We start from the raw sequence: 331 nt of genomic DNA on the forward strand, positions 1-331 counted from the left end.
GAAAGGTTTAAAATTCCACCTGATTTATCATTTTTTGAGCTATTTTCTGGTTCATCTGATTTTTGCTGTTCAGCTTTTTTTGACTCAACAGCTTTCTTTTTATTAAAAAAAGCTAAATTCAATTTAAGTTTTAATGGTTTGTTCTGCACAAAAACACGAAAACATAACCAACCTATAAATAAAATGGCCAAATTTCCACCAACAATTAAACTAACCATTAATCCCGTGGACATTACTTTTGGTTTTACAACTGGCACAAGAATAATTTCTGCTTCGCTAACACTGGCAACTGGAATTTCTGGAATCAATTCAATCGTTCTTTCTATTTCAA

At 31.1% G+C, this 331-nt stretch carries 1 pseudogene; it reads right to left on the bottom strand.

Annotation, left to right across the window (positions count from 1 at the left end):
* Nucleotides 1-308: pseudogene (locus tag CWB66_RS21890) on the bottom strand (TIGR03503 family protein); the annotation flags it as partial.
* Nucleotides 309-331: the final 23 nt, after the last annotated feature.

Origin of the sequence: Pseudoalteromonas sp. S558 (assembly GCF_005886635.1) — a bacterium.
GTDB classification, from domain to species: Bacteria; Pseudomonadota; Gammaproteobacteria; order Enterobacterales; family Alteromonadaceae; genus Pseudoalteromonas; species Pseudoalteromonas aliena.